This window comes from Desulfovibrio sp. DV (assembly GCF_001936595.1).
Taxonomy (GTDB): Bacteria; Desulfobacterota; Desulfovibrionia; order Desulfovibrionales; family Desulfovibrionaceae; genus Solidesulfovibrio.
The window spans coordinates 18,767-35,770 of record NZ_MLBG01000036.1 but is presented as its reverse complement, the minus strand read 5'-3'; the positions used below and the strand labels follow the sequence as shown (position 1 = coordinate 35,770).

Genomic DNA, 17,004 nt, shown 5'->3' with positions numbered 1-17,004 from the left:
TTGAAGTGTGCTCGTTCGAGGCTCGGTGCCAGGGCCTGTCGTCCCGTCTACTCTCTGGGGCAAGTGGAAGCCACGTGCTCATGAGGCAGGAGCCAAGGTCATATATTCGCAGGCAGGGCAATATGCTGGCCCGCCTCGCATTCTTTCGGTTTTTTATACCTCTATGGCTTTCCCTATGTCAAAGCGATGTTGCACACAATCTATGAAGAAAATTGAGCTGTTGTATAACACACGGATTTCGTGAAACAATCTTAGCTCGGAAGGTATCGGTGAGATAACGTTAAATCCTTAGGCCGGCGTGATTCGGTAAGCCGAAGGCATCCGTGCGACAACGTCCCGCAGTATGTCAGTAATCACCTGCAAGCCTGGGCCGAAACGAACAGGATACGCTCGACTACATCCAGTCGGGCAAACCGCAGTAAAACGCCTATGGAGCGCCAGCCCGTAGTTCTTCCCTGTGAAGGCCGAGGCGGCTTGGCTCATTTCCTCGACCTCCCCCGGGCCAAAGGGCGGTTTTGCTCCAGCCGAGCGATCTTTTCGCGAAGCAGCTCGTTTTCCATGGCCTGCTCGCCGATTTTCTCACGGAGCCGGCCGACTTCAACGGATTCCCTTGCCGGTTGCGGCTTGAGACCCGATTCCCCGGCCTCCAGAAAGGTGTCGCGCCACTGGGGCAGCGTCGCGGCGGTCACCCCCAACTCCCGGCTCACCAAGTCAATGTCCTCGCCTCGAAGCAGCCGGAGTACGGCCTGAGTCTTGTGACGCGCCCAAAATCGCTTGGGCGCTCCTTGCTCTCTCTGCATACGACACCTCCCGAGCGGCAGATTCATACCGCCAAGTTAGTGTCCAAGAAAACCCTAGGCCAATCCAGAGGGAACAAATGGGGCAAGAGTGGGATTGCGGATAGTGATCAATTTACAAGGGCCACTGATCATCTTACAAGACGCATGGCCATCTGCGAATTCGAAGAAAACACCGACTGGAAAGTATTCTGAATAAATTCTGCGACGAGAAGGGCCACATGGCCGTATTGAGTGCCCGCTATGAGATATTCGGCGTGGCCGATGTCCGCCAAGCACATAACCAAGCCGACCTCGAACTTCAAATTTATCGGCAGGGGGGGCTGAGATCGTCGCGGCTACGGGGGAGAAAGGCTTCACGGAGACGAGGGCACGGCTGGTCGCCGAATATGGGCTCCATGCTCAAAAGAGACAATGTGTCGGTTGGACTCGCTGCTATCAACCAATCCACGCGGCCCCTGACTTGTACTTGCACAGCACGGCATGGCAAATTTGTTGGAATAATTAGTTAGTCCTAGACAAATTAGAAACCCTTGAAATTTAATAACAACTGCTGACAGGAGGACACCTGCATGGACACGTCATCGGGTAACACCTCTGGACCTGGTGCAGAACGGGATGTTGAGAAGGGGCTGAACAACCATGAGCCGCAAGGGGATCCACGAAGGACAAATTCTCCCCAGAGCCAAGCGATACCATCAACAGGGCCATCTTCTTCCTATGAAGCCGAGCAAATTCGCTCGCCGGATACACCGATTCCCGCCAACCCTTCAGGGGGGGGCAATGGAAATGAATGTCTTGAGAATGTAGGCGACCGGATAAAAAAGCTCCGTGAGGCTGTAAACAGCGGAGGAACCCAGGCTAACGCTAATTTAATAGCTTACTTAGCTATCCTTATTTATTTCTTTGTGGCTGTTACATCTACCAGTCACGAGGATTTGCTGCGCGGAACCGCGAAGGCTGTCCCACTCCTTAATATTCAACTCCCTTTATGGTGGTTTTTTTTATTGGGCCATTGGCGTTGATGCTCATTCATCTAAATCTAACAAGCCAGTATTTCTATCTAACACAAAATGTCCTTTTACTCGATCAGTTGATTGTAAAGCATTTTTATGGAATGACTGCCGAACAAGAGGAAGAACGTAGTCTACATAAAAACAATCTCCTTTCTAATCTCATCCTCGACAGAGACATGCACTTTTCTCTTGGGTTGTTTATGAGGTTTGTTTTGTGGTTTTTTGTAGTTTGCGCACCGATCTCATTATTTTTGCTTTTTCAAAGCTACTTTATTCCATATCACGATCAAGTAGTGATTTGGATGCAAAGGGTGGTTCTGCTGATTGACGTTTCTATGATATTGCTTTTATGGCCGGCAATATCGGGAGCGCAGTCGCGCAATTGTCTATCGAGACAAATGGCAAACATATCAATTAACCCGCTTGACACCATAAAAAGAATACCAATAACTGCACTATATGTGTTTTTCCTCGTCATTCCTCTGTGTTTTATTTTGTTGACTATTCCAGGAGAAAGCCTTGACACGTTCCGTAACGAGTTTTTAAGAATTTATGCATCGTCAATAATGCCAAACATTCCATTTCCAAACAATAACAATCTTGATGTTCACAATGCGTTACTAATCAAAAGTGGAGTTTCTCAAGAAGTGTTGTCCCAGTTTGCAGGTTCAATAGATAAGCATGATGCCGTTTTGACTGATTTGGTTGGAAAATATGGTCTTGGCCTGAAGCTGAAAGGTCGAGATCTACGTGATGCAAATCTGAGCGGAGCACTACTGCCGCATGCTATACTTGAAGGTGCGCAACTGGTTAATGCACGACTATCGGGTGCGCATCTTGAGTGTGCAAAATTGTATGGAGTCAACTTGGTCGGCGCTGACCTTGCCAATGCACGTCTAGCGTGCGCCGATGTAATTGCAGGTGCCGGATCCGAAAGCCAAAGCATCAGATATGGCGGCGCTGCCGGGGCCAAGTTGCAAGGTGCGGACCTTCGCTATGCCCATCTAGAGGGGGCATTACTTATTGGTGCCCACCTAGAGGGCGCATTGCTCACCGGAGCCCACTTAGAAGGTGCGAACCTTGGCGGGGCCTATCTCAATGGAGCAGATCTTTCCGGGGCAAATTTGGACGGGGCTTCTCTTGATGGCTGCAAGCTCGTTGGCTTGCAGGCCGAGAAAGCTAGCTTTAGGTCGGCATCACTTCCCATAACGATCAAAGACAGCAATTTTCGTGGTGCAAATTTTAAGCCTTTTTCTGATCAGGAGTTCAAGGTTTTCGTGGCCGAAGTGTCGCAACGAGTCCCATCAGGGCGAAGAAAGCTATTTATTGAACATCTTGAAGGCAGTCGTCATAAACACATAAAATCCAACCAAAGCACCCAGTGGGAAAACTCATGTCATGAGGAAAGCTGCAACCAAAACATGTTAGACAGCTCGGCTCGTGCAAGGGGTGAAATCTTAACTGAAGTTGTCTGCTCATATCCTGAAGTTGCAGATCCAATTTCTCTATATCTTGTAAATCTGATTCAGTCACAATCTTTTGAAGACACGATAGTCAACACCAATCTCATTTCGCCCCTTCTCGAAGATGATTGTGTCGTGCAGAACATTAATCCATATTTTTTAAAGGATTTAACTAATTATGTCAACAAGTCAGAATAACATTTATCGAGCGCAGAAACCATTTAACCGCTAAAGTACACTTGATATATGTCATTAGCATCTTCAACAGCCCCTAGTCACTTGAACCTATATTGGCACGAAGGCGTCGAGAGCCATCAACCCTCCACAGGTGAAGTGTTTGAGCTTGCTATAGGTCAGGGTTGGCCGACCGGCCTCGGCCTCCTTGAGCGGAGCTGGTCGCGGAAAATTGGACAGCCTGCTAAGCTATGGTCCTCAAGCGAGGAGGACGGTTTTCGATGTCCCAGCGACGGAAGTTTTCAGCGGAGTTCAAGGCCAAAGTAGCGCTCGAGGCCCTGTCCGGCGAGTTAACCCCGAGTCAAAAACTGAGAACGGCTCCATAGCCCAACATTTCAGACCGCCTAGAAAGGTGAGGATTGCCCTCTTCACCGCTGGTAGCCACCGTCTCAAGTTTTAAATAGTCCGAAAAGCACAGGCTGGCCAGTTTTTACCTATATTTTTTAGCAGGAAAGTGCTAAAAAATACCACATGACACTTGCAGCCTTGCGGATAAACATATAATACTATACGAGCTGTCAATGATTTCTTACATCATATTCGTGGGTTCCTCAGTTTTATTTTATACAGTACATGTTCAATTAAAACAAATCTATTTTGAACATTTGTGGCCACCACTGAAAACTATCTAGCTTTAATATAAAGCATGACTCTTGTCAGTGTCGATTGAAAAGGAGCGTAGCGACCAATGGGTATTAAATTTGATAGACTAATCACTGTTGAGAATGCTGCAAAAAACATTAATGATATTTCTACCAGGTGCAGCAAAAACGCCACCTTGCCGTTGTCAATAGATTTTTCGAATGTAATATGGGCAGACCCCCAAGTCCTTTTGGTCATAGGGTGCCTGCTAAAAAAATTAAAAATAAACAAGTAGTAATTATCGTAGGAAGTATCAATAGCTCAAAGCATGATATTTTTTTAAAATTCTTAGCAACACAAGGTTTTTTTGAATATTATTCAAAAATTTCAACAAAAATTATAGAGTACTGTTCTGGGAAAGAGATAGAATACATATCAAATTCAGATAAAAATAAATTACTGCAAAAGTTGATGTCAATTACGCATACAATTGGAGTTAATTCAAGTGTATTGATACAGGCAAAAATGTTTGATTTAAGAAAAAACAAACAACAGGATTATATTTCAGAAGTTATAGAAAGTGTAATTGAGGAGGCAAAGAAAGTTTCGGAAAGTTCGGGAATGATTAAAAATACTTATGCTAAAGAAAGAATATTACAAAAAATTAGAAAAATTTTGTACGAAGCCTTTAAAAATGTTTACTCTCATGCTTATGGAAACGGTGAGAAGAACGTGGCAATATATTCTAGAATACGAATTGCACGCCCCAAAAATAAGAATGAGCGAGTTGCTTGGGATGAAATAAATACTTTTGAAACGAACCATATCCCTGCTATTTCTAATTTTGAACACGCAGAAGGTGTTAACTGGGTTGAGTTATATATCAGCGATTGTGGCAAAGGAATTAAAAGTAACACTTCTAACAGCAGAAATATCAATAATTATTTACACTCATTTTCAAGCATGCAATTAATCGATTTTATTAATAACAATTATATAAGTGCTTCCGATGCAGAAATATTAGACGACAGATCGCAAGAAGCAAGATTTATTCCTGGCGGATTAAAACAAGTTTATTCTATGCTATCGATCGATAAAGACTATGTTCGAATAGGATCAAATAATGAGTGGGCGGGCCTAGTTCACAAGTATGTTAATTCTTCAAGTCAAAAAATGAACGGACAAATCAAACAATATTCTGACAATTATTTTTGTATAGCAAACAAAGGGCATACTCCAGGATTGTCATATTGTTTTAATTTATATGTTAGAAGCGAAAAATTTTTTTTCGATAAACAAAAATGGATCAAAATTTCAGACAAATCTGGCAAAACAATACTAACACAATTAAAGTCAAATTATTATGCAAGCAATTGCAGTTCCGTTAAGTTTTACGATTATATATTTGATAATTCATGCAGTTATCCTCAGGATAATTTTGAAGGGTTGTCAGTAAATACTACGATCCTGCGTCCACCCAGGCATTTATATAAGGAGGATTTAATTTTTTGGGTTTTGGGTTTTATTAACAAAAGATCCGTAGATTTAACATGCATGAATGATTCACTGGTAATATGTGATATGTCGCCTTTCCAGGCATTGATTGCGCTTCAGCAGCTTCAACAACTATTTATTGACAATAAAAATTCTTGTAGAATTTTTTTGCTTACTCGGAACTGGCATGTCTGCTGCTTGAAAAAAGACAAAGAGGACCGTCGCTTGCTACTAGATATAGGTGCATCCAAACGCTTTTTTGATAATCAGGAGTGTTTTTCAATCGCTGAAATTGTAGCACTTAAACTTCGTTATGAAGACTCTCTCAAATTTTGGAAAGATATTGGTGAAGATTTTATTTCTGAAAAAATAACTTGGCTTGAGGGTGATAAAAAATATGTCGTTGATGGTTATATTTCGATTGAAAAAATAATGGCAAACACGTCCAAACGATATATCGCTTACAGAGCGTTGCAACGATGTCTTTATTTATTTGATTCAGTTAATATATTTTTTTCAGACAGCCTGATTAAGTCTATATACATAGAACTGAAGTCAAAAAGGTTTAGCCAGGTTGAACATGCTAAAAATGTAGTCCTTCTAGGAAGCGTAGTGGTAAGTAACAAAACAATAAAAAACACTGCGAAGAGGTTGGGGGTCAATAAATACGCTGCGTTACCTTTAATGACCCATAAATATGTGTACAATGAGAATGGATCTCAATTAACACAATCAGAAAATTTAAATGCATTGCTTTGGCTTGGGAATAAAGCTGTCGATGATAAAGTTTCAATGATTCGCATTAGAGACACTCCATTTATATCACAATTGGGAAACAAAGACATAACATTTGATCAATGCCAATGCGAGGTTGCTCGTTCGAAGAGAGATATGTATCAAGACTTTGAAATGCTAGACTGCGTACGCATTGGTCACTATGTTAATAATAAGCGACATGATTTGATTGCATTAAATACAGCAGTAGCATATATGCGCGCTGCTTTTAATAGCGATAGCATCATAGATTGGCTATATAGCGTACTTAGAAAATACTCAAAAAAAAATAAAACCTGTCTGCTCGTGTATTTCTCTCACTATGCCATCGATAGGATGGTAAGATCGTTAAAATCAAATAATAAATTCAAAGCAATTTTAGATTCTTATGTGTTATTGCCTGTTTCATTTTTTTGAAGAATCTCAAGGATTACCTCTTAGACTTACTCCTTCATCAGTTTCTAGAATAATATCTTTGCTCTCACCGTCTGCGGGTATAGACAAGGTGGCCAGGATTGTTATCTTTGATGACGACATCGTGGAGGGGAAATATGTTTACGAATTAAAATCACTCATTTTTTCCTTGGGAGACTTTGATGTTGTATCAATTTGTCTATTAGATAGAACAAGTCGAGTTGTATATCATAACAATATATCAAAAAGCAATAATCATCGCTTCTGGAAGTTTGACGTTCCACCTCTAGGGAGAGATAGTGGGTGTATTTTGTGCGAGTCTATCAAGATAGTGAATCAATTTTCTAATCAACAAAAGTATACATCATATCGCAATAGAACAAAAATATGGACAAAGATATGGGGCGCACGCGATATATATACAGATTGGGGAGAGGGTGGGCTTAATTCAGAGATGCTACCTAATAATTTCAACAACAAAGTTTCGATTGGTATTAAATATGATGGAAATGAACATAGTAAAGAAAAATTTTATATTTTCAGGACTAGTAGTTTTACATCGAGTTTGATTGAATTATCCAGAGTGCCAATGAGATTTGATGTATGTTTGTCTCGCGCAAAAAAAATAAAAAAAATGTACCCGCAACTTGCCATTGAAATACTTGCAACCCAGTATTTACTGTTTTTTGACAAGTTGTCATTCGATGAGAAATTCTACAGACTTTCGCTGATGATTGATATTGGAATTTTATTTGAATGTGATTCAAATTGTAGTGCTCTTATTGGTTTGTGCTTCGCGTTATGTGAAGGCCCCATTTCTTCTTACCTTTGGAAGAAAAAAATTTCTAAATTATTGAAGATTATAAAAATTAAAACAATTGACTTTGCTATTTCACTCTCACTTATATATGGTTTTTTAAATGAAAATGAGATGTTTCACTTGGTTCACCCCCCTGTCAATGAAATTGAGACACACAATTTTTTAATGATAGGAGTAGAAAAATCACACTACTACAATGTTAATGTGTTTTTTAACTGTGTAGGGCTTCACGGTGCCGAGCGACATCTGTCCCCTTTCTATTTGTGTTTATACAATTTAAAAGATGAAGCAACTGGAGTTGCGTTGCATTTAATTGTTCAGGTAATGCATTACGTTCAAATAATTTTAAAATGCTTAGAGGCTTTCAGCGTAAATGGCATAATGATTCACCACATTGAAAATGATTGCATTACTAGCGATATAGCTGATGTCAAAATTCAGCTAGCAACAATCAGAAAATTCATAGATTGCAAGACTGCAGATCATATGTTTTTTGAAGATTTACACCAATATTATTATGGCATGAATAATTGCTTGTCAAAAAAGTATAGGGATGCTTTCTATGTAAAGCTATGCAATAAAGAAAAAATTTTCTCAATCCTTCATCGTGTGATTTTGACCGATAGTTGCAAACAGAAGTATACGCTTCAGTATCCTGAACAACCATTCCCGACAATTATTCCTATTAACACTACTAATTGGAACGCTGATTATTATGTCTACATGGATTATTTTGCTATAACTTGCTTTCATGATATTATTTTAAACACTGGATACCGAACTGACGGGCTGTGCTTAGAACGGAATGGTACTTTTTTTCACGGTGATGTTTTGTGGGAAATTGACATGGATACTCCTGATTTTATAGCTTTCCATTTTTACAATAAGACAAGCAATTGCCGTATAAAGCTATCACCAAAATCATCTATTTGTGCAGTCGCTAGAGTTGGTGGAGAATGCAATACTTTTAGTGATTTTTCTGTATTGCCCGGTGCTATTGTTGCGCATTCTATTATCAAATTGCCGCTTTCGACATTTAAAATGGAGGCTTAGTATGCATCACTTTGTTTTAGTCATTGACGATGACAGAGATAGGGATGAAATCTATAGACATTTTTTCGAAAGTTATATGAGAAAAAATTCTGTTGTGATAACTCCTGTTTTCGTTGAAAACCCAGAAAAGCTGTATGATGAATTAATTAGTTTGCCCTTTAGCGCGATTATTTCTGATGTCATTTTAGAAAAAACAGTAGAATGGAAAAAAATTTCATTGTTTGACATGTTTCACTTTCTCAGTAAAAGACATTTTAAAATTCCAATACTTTTAGTAAGCAAAGAGTGGGATGACACTAACTTTGAAGAAGTTTCTTCTTTGTTTGAATTTGATTTTTTTTCAAATATACTGCAGTGGAAAATGTTTGAAAAAGAAAAACTGGATGAATATCTTGAAAATACTTTTACACTGGCGATAAACAAATATTTGAAAAAAAGCAACGCGTTTAGTACGCTACAGAAAATTGACAATGAAATTATAATTTTGCATCTTTCAGATTTGCATTTCGGATTTAGTGATGATCAACTCGCTGAAGACTCTTTGTTTGCGATCACTACTCTGGTTAGAACTAAATTTGGGGAAAATGCGCCACATTTTTTAGCTATAACAGGCGATATTACTGAACACGGATTACCGTCCGAGTTTACACATGCCAAGAAATGGATTCAAGAGTTGCAGTCTCTTTTGTCGAATCCATTTACTATGATAGTCCCTGGCAATCATGATTTTTGCGTGCCACTGTCTTGTGCAACAAATATAGCAATCGAGGAATCAGTTGGTAAATTTACTGCTGATATTATTAATGCTGATCTCTGTAATTATTCTGCATATCCTTTTCTCGACTTCTCATCTTCTGTCTCGGATGTTGCATTCCAGTGCAACGATGCAAACGATATGTATTGGTTTGTTGATTATTTTTTAACCAAGGGAATATTGTTTCACGGCTTTAATTCTTCATACCAAGTCAGGCCAACTGCAGTACCTGCTCCTGCTTTTTCCAAAATTGCAATAAGCAATATAGCGAGAAGCAGTTTAAAATTCAGTCGTTTGTGTTCTCATTTATTTGTAGTTGGCATGACGCATCATTGTCCATTTGCTTGTTTTACAGATGGTATGGATGAATCTTCCATGACGTCCTATGGTAAATATTATGGTATTCCTGGAACAGTTAAGTCAAACATTTTTTTGTGTGGACATAGGCATACACATGGATTCAAAACTGAAGATTTCACCGACTTCTATACCCTTGTATCAAGAGCTCCTTCCCCTCTTAAAGAGGTCGCTGGGCATACTCGAGGCTTAAACATTCTCCGTATTTATAAGAATCACTCACTCAATTTTAATGCAGTTTCTAGTTATAGGCTTTGCTTTGAGGATAGTATCCCAAGAATATTTAAACTTAAAGACTATGATTTTTAAATTACTAAGAGTGGGCGACATGCGCTGGCAAATGAGGGAGTGGTGAGGTGCGACACCATGCACGGAGAACTGCGCGGTGGGGAGGGGTAGCGGCTAGGGTTTCTTGACAATATCACCATGAAATTCATGCCGCCCTCGCGATGTAACTTTCCCCCAAGATAGAACCAGCCAAAAGTATACCAACTATTAACCAACACGCTTCTAGACGATACGGTCTTGTCTTGTTGGCTGGCAGCCAACAGAATAGAGGCTGGTAAGCCAAAATGTATAAATGATATCAATAAAATAGCCAAAGTTTGTGTCTTCGTAATCAGCAGGTCTGGAGTTCGAGTCTCCATGCTGGCTCCATACGGAAATTCAAGGGGTTAGGACGTCAAAGTCCTGGCCCCTTTTTCGTTGTTCAGCGGGTCCTGCCTGTTGGCATCGTTGGCGGAGCCGATTTGTCCGCAATCCCCCTGTCCTCATTTTTTCATGAGTTTTGGCACTTCCAGAAAATTCTTGTGCTATTCCACTGTGTTGAAATATTTTGAAAGATTTTGAACGCCGCCATGTGCCGCATTACATGTTATTTCAGTGTGTTACGTCTGATTAGCGGGAAATTTGAAATTTGCACGGGATGGAATTTCGGGCGGCCGGGGCGAAATGAACCTAGATAATGCGGCGATGAGCCGGGTTACACAGTGCGCAGACGTCTGCCGGACAAGTCATGTCATTAGGCAACTCTTCATTAGAGAGAGGTTCCGAAGGTGGCAAATTAGTTGTTGCGTTTCTTACTTGTTTCTTTTAAAGTAACAAAATGTCGGCCAACAATACGCAATTCTCCATAGCGATTCACCTCATGGCCGGGCTTGGCTATAGTAGCAGGTCTGACCTTACCTCGACTGAACTGGCATCGAGCGTTAACGCCTGTCCAAGTTTTGTCAGACGGATATTGTCAAAGCTTTCCAAGGCGGGCTTGGTTCGCACCAGCAGGGGAAAATCAGGTACCTGCCTGTTGGCGAGACCCGCAGATGGTATAACACTTCTCGATATCTATGAATCTGTCGATGCCCCGAAAGTTTTCGCGGTACACAAGTATTCAGCTCAGAGCTTCTGCCCGGTCAGTTGTGGCTTCAAGCACATGATCGAACGGATTTTAAAAAAATCACAACTCTCCTTCGAGGATACGCTCGCCAAAATAACTCTCGCAGATATCATCGAAGACATAAAATAGGGTGCATAGTTTTTTACCCTCATTTGTTTCTTTAATAGTAACAAGCCAAGTCGCCATTGATGCATAAACTTGATTTGGTAACTGGCAAAGGGGAAAATGTCATATCCAAAATACTGGATGGAAAGTAGTGATAATCACTGGTGGAACCAGCCGTATCGGCCTTGCCCCGTCAAACGTTGCCACTGGTTTGTGGGTAGTATTAACAGCAAAATGGTACTCAGTGTACATTCGAATTATCCTTTATCAAAGTTATACCTTCTGAGGATAGAGGGGTGTGTATTAAATAAGCTTTCCAACTTCCTCTTCTTTTTGGAAATATTTCAACAGCAATTGCACACAAGGAGAAGTGATGACAGAAACCATGAGACGTTGGGAGATGGACGGTATAGGTCGAGACCGGCTAGAATTGAGGGAGGTTCCTGTTCCAAAGCCAAGGTGGGGAGAGATATTAGTGAATGTGGCGGCTGTCTCACTCAATCACCGCGACAAAATGGTGATCGAGAGTGGCCGTGGTCTGCCGATTGCTTTTCCCTTCACACCCGGTTCCGATCTCGCGGGAAGGGTTGTAGCGGTCGGCGAAGGCGTTACCCGTTTCAATACTGGTAACGACGTCATCTCCACCTTTACGCCCGGCTGGATCGACGGCACCCGGCGCGGTGATGCCCGCTCGCCATCCTATCGGACCCTTGGGGGGTACTATCCAGGTGTGCTGGCGGACTACGTGGCATTCCCGGAAGACTGGTTCGTCCGGATGCCGACAACGCTGGGCCATGCGGAAGCCAGCACATTACCCTGCGCCGGGATTACCGCTTGGTTCGCGCTCGTCGAGCGCGGTCGGGTACATGCCGGTGAAACTGTGTTGGTCGAGGGTACGGGCGGTGTCGCGCTGTTCGGCATCCAGATCGCCAAAATGCATGGGGCCGAGGTGATTGTATCCGGCAGTGTCGGCAAGCTGGCACGCGCCAAAGCCTTGGGTGCCGACCACGGCATCGATCGCAAGCAGGAAGATGTGGTCGAGGCGGTTCTCCGGATCACCGGAGATCATGGTGCCGATCACGTCCTCGAGCTGATTGGCGGACCACATCTCGGCGAGGCTGTGAAGATGGCGGCTGTCGGCGGGCGCATCTATCAGATTGGCGCTCTGGAGGGCTTCGAGCTGTCGGCTTCGGCCATGCCATTGATGCTCAAGGACGTAACTGTACAAGGCATTGGCACTGGCCATCGCCGTGCTCTGGAAGACCTCGTGCGCGCCGTTGACCGGACAGGAATGAAGCCTGTCATCGACACGCGCTATCAACTCGCCGATCTATCTGCAGCACTGGATCATCTCGACCGTGGTGCTTTCGGCAAGATTGTTATTGAGATGGCGTGAGGGCATCGTGGCGCGACCGTTAGCTGCCCCTTGGATTGGCTGCCACATGTCACGGTTTTCATATGTTTTGGTGATGACACGGTATCCACTCCAGGGGGCAACTGCCATCACATGTGATCCAATAGCTCCTATGAGGGGGCTAGGGAGCGTATCTGCCAACGGACTTTGATTGGTATGACACGGCGGCATGCTAGCTCCAATGACTTCAAGTGGTTAGGACGTAAAAGTCCTGGCCCCTTTTTCGTTTATCAGATGCCCCTGCCTGTTGGCACAGTTGGCGGACCCGATTTATCCGCGATCTCCCTCCCTATTTTCCCATGAGTTTTGGCACTGCCAGAATATTCTTGTGCTATTTCAGTGTGTTGAAATATTTTAAACGATTTTGAACGCCGATTTCGTGTGGATCGTATTTGATTTCAGCATGTTGTGCCTAATATGTGGGAGTTTTGAAATTTTGAACGCGGTGGGATTTCGGACGGCTGGGACGAAATGAACCGAGATAATGCGGCGATGAGCCGGGTTACACAATGCGCAGATGTCTGCGCGTGTGGTGGCCTTTTGACGGACCTAGCCTCTAGATGTATATGAAACCAAAAGAAGCGTCCCCGCAGACGCTAGAGCCGGTTAGGTGGCACACCCCGACTTGAATCGTAGGATCAATCTGGACCGGTGTAGAGGATTTTCTGGATGATGACCGCTTTTCATGCTGACGACCCGCAAGAGCGGATGAAAGACATCAGAGTGCTGATTGCCGATGACTCCGCCGTTATGCTGCATGTCCTCAAACGAATCCTGTACAAGGTAGGCATCAAGGACGTCTTGACCGCCGCCAATGGCGAACAGGCCTGGGAATTGCTCGAAAGCGGGGAAAAGACCGATCTGGTGTTCGCGGACCTGAAAATGCCGAAGCTGTCCGGAATAAAGCTGCTGGACAGGGTGCGGGCCTCGGCGAGCCTGGGCGACCTGCCGGTGGTCATCATCAGCAGCGAGGCCGATACGTCGAGCATCCTCGAAGCCGGCAAGCATGGTGCCACGGCCTACGTGGTGAAGCCCTTTTCCGTGGAGAATATTTCTTGCGTGATCAGGAAAGTCGTTGCGCAGGAGCATTCCTTCGATCCATCCGCCGCCAAGAAGTGGTAGGTGCGGCAAGGTTCCAACGGCCTGGGCATTGATTCTTGGGGCCTCGGTCCCCGACATACCTGTTTTGATCAACCAGCCAAAGCCTGCGGAAAGACCGTGCTCACAGGGGCATGGCTTGGCTCTCTTGCTTTTCGCTGTCGCTCATAAACATCCGCAGCCTGTCTTCGACCAGGAGAATCTCGTCCTTAAGATGAAGCAGGTCCTCATGAATGTCGTCCCTGCCGCAGACCAGCTTTTTTTCAAGCCTCTCAGCCAGCAAGCTAATGCGCTCCGCGCCGATCTGCAGGGAATTTCCTTTGAGGGAATGGATGAAAAGCGGCAGGCTTATGAGGTCGGGCAGGTGGCTGAGGTAGAGGATGCCAAACCGCTCGGCGTTGAACGTCTCCAAAAAGCCCTTGCAGATATCCAGATACAATTCCTTATCCGCGCCGAGCTTCCGCAGGGCGGATTCCACGTTTACAATCGCCCGATCATGGGGGTGGACGAGCGTCTTGGTGATCCCGTCGGTTGTCTCTTCCCCGTCGTGTGCAGGACAGTCCGGAGCCGAATTCCGGCCGAACGATTGCAGTATCCTGAAGAGGACTTCCTGATCCAGGGGCTTGGTGATGAAATCGTTCATCCCCTGTTGCAGGCACTGGTCCTTGATCGTGTTCAGCGAATAGGCCGTCATGGCAACGATATGGGTGTCCTGGTTTAGGGGCGCTGCTTTTCCGGTCCGGATGATCCTGGTCACTTCCAGTCCGTTGATATCCGGCATCTCAATGTCGAGAAAGATGATGTCGAAGATGGCGATCGTGAGGATTTCCAGAGCCTCCTTGCCCCCCTTGGCCAGCACCGGTTCCTGGTTGAGCAGCGAAAAGACCTTTTGGGCCACGCGCAGATTCATCTCATTATCGTCAACGACCAGAATAGTGAGTCGGTCCAGGGGCATGTAAGGGAAAGATCTTGCTGCCCCAGGCTGGGCCACAAGGTCGGCATTTCCTGGTGGCAACGACAAGACAAAGGTGAATTCACTACCAACGCCCGGCCGGCTCGAAATCGCAATCCTTCCTCCCATGAGTGTTGCCAACTGCTTGCAGATGGACAGGCCAAGACCAGTGCCGCCGAATTTACGGGTGGTGGAATTGTCGGACTGGACAAAGGGCTCGAAAATCCGTTGAAGCGCTTCCTCATTGATGCCGATGCCGGTGTCCTTGACGGAAATCGTGACGTCGTAGACATCGTTTGGCGCGTCCCACGCAGTGGCGACGACGATCCGAACCTCGCCGAACTGCGTGAACTTCAAGGCGTTGTTGGCCAGGTTGAAAAGAACCTGACGGATCCGTGCGGGGTCGCCTTTGACGGCGACGTCCGTCCTCCCCTCGTACTCCACCTGAAAGATCAGTTTTTTCTTGTTGGCCTGGGGGAGCAGGATTTTGACCGTGGAATCGATCAGTTGTTTGAGGTTGAAATCGATGTGCTCGAAGGTGAGCTGTCCGGCCTCGATCTTGGAAAGGTCGAGCAGATCGTTGACGATGGTCAGGAGATGGCTGGAGGATTCCTTGATGACGGTAAGACACTCGACCTGATCGCTGTTGAGGGGGGTGCTGAGCAAATAATCGTTCATGCCCTTGATAGAATTCATGGGCGTGCGGATTTCGTGGGTGACCTTGGCCAGGAATTCCGTTTTGGTCTTGTTTGCCTCCTCGGCCACCTCCTTGGCGTTTTTCAGCTCCTTTTGCACCTGTTCGTTTTCATGGACTTTTTGCCGCAGTTCATTGGTCCGTTCCAAGACGATCCGTTCAAGGTTGGTCTTGTAGTTGTTGATTTCGGCGATGTAGGAGTTGATGTGGCTGGCCAGGGTGTTGATCTCGTCATCACCCGAGATGACAATGCCGTTCGGACCGCCGCTGTCCTTGGGGTCGCTGTTGATCCTGTTGATCTGTTCCTTGATGCTGATGATCCTGCTTAAAATCCGTCGTTCGACCAGAAAGAGAATGGAACCGATGAGTATGGCCCCGCCGATAGCCAGAAGGATCGAAGAGTGCATGGTGACTGCCGCGCCCCGGTGCACGATGTCCTTGTCTCCGAAGACCGTGAGGCGCAGCGACTTGTCGCCGGAAATGTCCTCGACCAGCATGACACCTGCCAAATTGTCCTCATCTTTGTCGTAGAAATCGATAGTGTTTCCGTCGATAGCAGTAGAGATGGTCCTGGCCCAGGAATGCATGTCGTCGGGAAGGGGTTTGTCTTCTCCTTGCAGATTGAATTTGAGGCGTACCTTCTCGGAAACCTTCGTCAGCATGGCGTCCGTGAGCTGTCTCCCCATGAGCAGGGTACCCTGCTTGGGACCTTTGGCCTCGCTGTCCAGGATGGGACAACTGGCAACGATCATCAGCTGGTGCGGCAGGTTGGCGATGCCATGAATCCGATTATCCTTGGTGGAGTCGGTCAGGATGGAGGTCTTATTGAAGACGAGGTCCTTGATTTCCTGCGGCATATCCGGGGTGTAGGTCTCATGATCGGTTGCGTTGCGCGCCCAGACGATCTTGCCCCTGTTGTCGATGAACATGATGAAGGACAGGCGGAGCGAATCGAGGGTTCTATCGTTAAGGTTTGATTTAACGAAATTTTTCATCTTTCCCTGCATGAACAAGGCGCTGTCGTCCCAGATGGCCCAGTCCACGACGATCTCATCGAGTTTGTGGACTTCTTCATCGAGAGCATTGCTCATACGGATCACGTCGTTGGCCAACGCGTTGTTTTCAAACTCCGAGAAGGTTCTATTGAGCAGATAACTGTTTAAGAGGGTGTAAAAGGAAAGCAAAAGGATCGTTCCCAGGCAGATGCCCAGCAACGTAAATTTGCGGATTGAAATGCGTTTCATCCCCTGTGTGCCTTGATACTGATTCAGTGGCGTATAGCCTCGTTCCGGATTGGAAAGAGCCGGACTGACGGTCAAAACCCGGCCCCGTATCGTCACACTTGCAAGAGTGCGTCAGGCCAATGCGGCATTTTCCCCTAAACCCTGCGGTCGGTCAATCGTCACCGGTTATGCAGCGAAATCGCCTGGCCCCACACAGGAGGCCGAAAGCTCGGGAAGGGCTTTGTGCTTGTCGCTCAGAAATTATCATGCCATTTTAGCATGTTTGATGTTTTAAATGATTTTGAAAGCCGGTATGCGACATGTTTCGCGTAATTTCAGTATGTTACGTTGAATTGCTAGGGAACTT

At 45.0% G+C, this 17,004-nt stretch carries 10 protein-coding genes; 8 read left to right on the top strand and 2 right to left on the bottom strand.

What is annotated here, in order from left to right; all coding sequences use genetic code 11:
- Window positions 1-479: 479 nt before the first annotated feature.
- Window positions 480-800, bottom strand: a complete 321-nt coding sequence (locus DVDV_RS10120; RefSeq protein WP_075354551.1) for a helix-turn-helix domain-containing protein — start codon at window positions 798-800, stop codon at window positions 480-482.
- Between the two features lie 569 nt (window positions 801-1,369).
- On the opposite strand from DVDV_RS10120, the gene DVDV_RS22265 reads away from it, so the two are divergent.
- The 8 genes from DVDV_RS22265 (at window position 1,370) to DVDV_RS10095 (ending at window position 13,792) form a co-directional block, all read left to right on the top strand.
- On the top strand, window positions 1,370-1,822 hold the full coding sequence (locus DVDV_RS22265; RefSeq protein ID WP_139311583.1) for a hypothetical protein: 453 nt from the start codon (window positions 1,370-1,372) through the stop codon (window positions 1,820-1,822).
- Complete coding sequence (locus DVDV_RS22955; protein ID WP_083634742.1) at window positions 1,789-3,474, top strand: pentapeptide repeat-containing protein; 1,686 nt, start codon at window positions 1,789-1,791, stop codon at window positions 3,472-3,474. The genes DVDV_RS22265 and DVDV_RS22955 overlap by 34 nt, the downstream gene beginning before the upstream one ends.
- A 795-nt stretch (window positions 3,475-4,269) precedes the next feature.
- Window positions 4,270-6,777: a hypothetical protein gene (locus DVDV_RS22255; protein ID WP_139311582.1), complete on the top strand. Its 2,508-nt coding sequence runs from the start codon at window positions 4,270-4,272 to the stop codon at window positions 6,775-6,777.
- The gene (locus tag DVDV_RS22250) at window positions 6,749-8,647 is read left to right on the top strand and encodes a hypothetical protein (protein WP_139311581.1); all 1,899 of its coding nucleotides are present in this window, start codon (window positions 6,749-6,751) and stop codon (window positions 8,645-8,647) included. Before DVDV_RS22255 ends, DVDV_RS22250 begins: the two co-directional genes overlap by 29 nt.
- Before the next feature lies 1 nt (window position 8,648).
- The gene (locus DVDV_RS10110) at window positions 8,649-10,067 is read left to right on the top strand and encodes a metallophosphoesterase (RefSeq protein WP_075354549.1); all 1,419 of its coding nucleotides are present in this window, start codon (window positions 8,649-8,651) and stop codon (window positions 10,065-10,067) included.
- A 796-nt stretch (window positions 10,068-10,863) separates the two neighbouring features.
- Window positions 10,864-11,280: an Rrf2 family transcriptional regulator gene (locus tag DVDV_RS10105; protein WP_075354548.1), complete on the top strand. Its 417-nt coding sequence runs from the start codon at window positions 10,864-10,866 to the stop codon at window positions 11,278-11,280.
- 451 nt (window positions 11,281-11,731) lie between these two features.
- Window positions 11,732-12,652 (top strand): NAD(P)-dependent alcohol dehydrogenase, encoded by a 921-nt coding sequence (locus tag DVDV_RS10100; RefSeq protein WP_217694129.1) that lies wholly within the window; start codon window positions 11,732-11,734, stop codon window positions 12,650-12,652.
- 687 nt (window positions 12,653-13,339) lie between these two features.
- Entirely contained in the window at window positions 13,340-13,792 is a 453-nt protein-coding gene (locus tag DVDV_RS10095; protein ID WP_254845338.1) for a response regulator, read from the top strand.
- A gap of 100 nt (window positions 13,793-13,892) precedes the next feature.
- Here DVDV_RS10095 and DVDV_RS10090 read toward each other — a convergent pair whose 3' ends face one another.
- A complete protein-coding gene (locus DVDV_RS10090) occupies window positions 13,893-16,658 on the bottom strand; it encodes a CHASE4 domain-containing protein (RefSeq protein ID WP_075354546.1) in 2,766 nt (921 codons plus the stop codon).
- Window positions 16,659-17,004: the final 346 nt, after the last annotated feature.